The organism is Maribacter sp., assembly GCF_049667165.1.
GTDB lineage: Bacteria > Bacteroidota > Bacteroidia > Flavobacteriales > Flavobacteriaceae > Maribacter_A.
Genome location: NZ_JBATHS010000162.1, coordinates 1 through 3,047, shown reverse-complemented (window position 1 = coordinate 3,047; position 3,047 = coordinate 1). Strand labels below are relative to the sequence as shown.

Annotated in this window: 3 protein-coding genes; all 3 read left to right on the top strand. The window is 43.5% G+C overall.

The features are described 5' to 3' along the window. The coding region (locus WBM98_RS08380; protein WP_424365571.1) for an ABC transporter permease at nucleotides 1-820 on the top strand (820 nt) is incomplete at its 5' end. A gap of 145 nt (nucleotides 821-965) precedes the next feature. Further along, nucleotides 966-1,724, top strand: a complete 759-nt coding sequence (locus tag WBM98_RS08375) for a head GIN domain-containing protein (RefSeq protein ID WP_424365570.1) — start codon at nucleotides 966-968, stop codon at nucleotides 1,722-1,724. Between the two features lie 24 nt (nucleotides 1,725-1,748). Beyond that, nucleotides 1,749-3,047, top strand: a 1,299-nt coding sequence (locus WBM98_RS08370) for an ABC transporter permease (RefSeq protein ID WP_424365569.1), incomplete at its 3' end; no start/stop codon positions are given.

Sequence of the window (3,047 nt, the reverse complement as noted above, 5' to 3'; positions counted from 1 at the left end):
GTGGGATGTTGACTATGACTATATGCCCACGCTGAATATGGAACTCGTTACAGGAAGGAATTTTGACAAACAGTTCGTTTCCGATTCTACGGCCGTCATTATCAACGAAGCCGCACTGAAGGTTTTGGGTTTAGGGCCAGAAGAAGTATTGGGAATGCGACTTTCCCGAGACATTGAGTTAAATCAGCCACAATTCTACACGGTGGTCGGAGTGGTCAAGAATTTCCACTATGAATCCTTACGTGAGAATATTGGGGCTTTGGGTCTTTTCTTGAGGAATTCCACAGGCAACATGGCCGTAAAATTAAGCGCCGGGGATTTTTCAAATACGATTGCAAGCATTGAAGGAATTTGGAACAAGATGGCCCCTGGGCAACCATTCAGTTATCGTTTTATGGATGATTCCTTCAATGCGACCTACCAAGCAGAGCAAAAATTAGGACAAATATTTATGGTATTCACCGCATTGTCCATTTTAATTGCCTGTTTAGGGTTATTCGGCTTGGCCGCGTTTAATGCCCAAAAACGTACCAAGGAAATCGGGATACGAAAAGTATTGGGCGCAAGCGTAGGGCAAATAGCATACCGTCTGACCACCGATTTTTTAAAAATGGTAGGTATTGCCATATTGATATCCCTTCCTATCGGCTGGTTTGCCATGAACAAATGGTTGGAAGATTTTTCATATCGGATAGACATCCCTTGGTGGGTGTTGGCGTTGGCTGCTTTATTGGCCTTGGGGATCGCCATTTTAACGGTAAGCTATCAGAGTATCAAGGCGGCAATCGTGAACCCGGTTAAAAGTTTACGAACGGAATGAAATAAGTAAACCTGCTAAATGAAATAAGTAAACCTGCAAGGTGTTGCCGACGAAGGAGGCCTCCTTGTAGGTCTGCAACGTAATTTAGAATATAAACCTACAAGGTCAAAATTAAACCTTGCAGGTTAAACATAAAACAAGAACCATGAACAGAACAAAAAGCAGAACGAATTTTTTCACAGTAGTTTTTACCCTAATAACCATCCAAATAGGGCTATCACAAACAACGTCCGTAAGTGTTGATTCTTTCAACAAGGTCATAGTGAGTCCACACGTACAGGTCACCTTTCAACAAGGGGATTCTGAAACTGTGGCCGTTGAGAGTAGCACAGTATCTGTGGATAAAATCAATATAGAGGTCAACGGAAAAACCCTTCGTATGTATCTAGATGGGGCCAAGGAGGTGACCAAAAGTGAGAAAACCAACGAAGACGGCTACAAAAGAAAAAAGTCTATCTACAAGGGCACGGTTGTTAAAGCTACGGTGACCTATAAAGATTTTGAAGAACTTTCCTTGAGGGGAGAAGAGAGATTTGTCTGTAAAAGTCTTTTGAAGGGGGAGAAATTCCGACTGAAAATTTATGGGGAGTCCCAAGTATATCTTGACAAAGTGGATCTAGGCGCGTTACAGACTACGATTTATGGTGAGAGTTATCTGGAAATTAAGGAAGGTTCCATTGGGAGACAAAAAATAACCGCTTATGGCGAAACTACGGTAAACACCCTGGGTGTGGAAACCGCATCGGCCAAAATTACGGCATACGGTGAGGGGAGCTATCGATTGAATGTAGTGGAGAATTTAAAGGTTACCGCCTATGGGGAAGCCACGGTGGCCTATCGAGGGAATCCCCATGTGGATCGAGGCATTATCATAGGGGAAGCCAAAATCCAAAAGATTCAATAATTCATCAACAAAAATCGAACGATCATGTTCAAAAATCATCTAAAAATCGCCTGGCGAAGTATCAAAAAAGACAAATTGTTCACCACCATAAAAATTGGTGGCTTTGCCGTCGGAATCGCTGCATGTCTCTTGATCGCACTTTTTATTGGAAACGAACTCAGTTATGATCAGCACTACGCGAATAAGAACCGTATATATAGGGTAGTACTTCAGGGAATGTTTCAAGGTGAGCTCATGAAGAGCACCCATTTTCAATTGCCTTTTGCAGCGGCCCTACAATCCGATTTTCCTGAAATAGAAAAAGCCGGAAAGGTGAATACCATCGAGATATTTGGGGCAGGCAAGCGCGGCATACGGGTTTCGGGGTCGGTACACAATACCTTCGAGGATGGATTTGTTATTGCGGACCAGGAGGCATTTGAGATTTTAGAAGTCCCTCTGGAGCAAGGCAACCCAAAAGAGGCGCTCGTGCGACCGGGCAGTATCGTCCTCTCGGCAAGCAAGGCGAAAAAATACTTTCCCCATGGGAATGCCATCGGTCAATCCGTCATTCTGGACAACAATGCCGAAAAACCCTATACCATCACTGGTATTATGAAAGATGGCTCTAAAAATTCCCATTTGAATTTTGATTTTCTATTGCCCATTGAGGACACCAATATAAATTGGACCAATCAGAATTACTTTACCTATGTTTTAGTCGATGAAAAAGCCAATATACCAGACCTTGAGAAAAAGATGTTTTCCATCATGGAGAACTACATCATCCCAGCCCAATTAGATCGTGGGCGCGCCCCAGATTTTATTGAAGTATTGAAGACTATAGAATATAAATTGCAACCCGTGACCGATATCCATCTTAAATCGGATTTAAGAATGAGTGACGGACTCAAACACGGCGATATACGGTTCGTATGGCTTTTTGGGGCAATCGCCGGATTCATACTTTTGCTAGCGGCCATCAATTTTATCAACCTCTCTACAGCCAAATCGGCCAACAGGGCCAAAGAAGTGGGTTTGCGAAAAACAGTTGGGGCATTCAAAGGAAATCTCGTGGCCCAGTTTTTGACCGAATCGGTAATTTTCAGTATGTTTTCATTTGTGCTTGGCACTCTCTTGGCGTGGGGCTTATTGCCCTCGTTCAATAATCTTGCGGCAAAAACAATCACAATGCCTTGGGACGTTTGGTGGTTCGTTCCCTTGCTATTCATTTCGGCACTGGTCATTGGCATTATCGCGGGATTGTATCCTGCGTTCTATCTGTCGGCATTCAAACCCGTCAACGTATTGAAGGGTAGTTTGTCGTTGGGTGGCAAAAGCGGA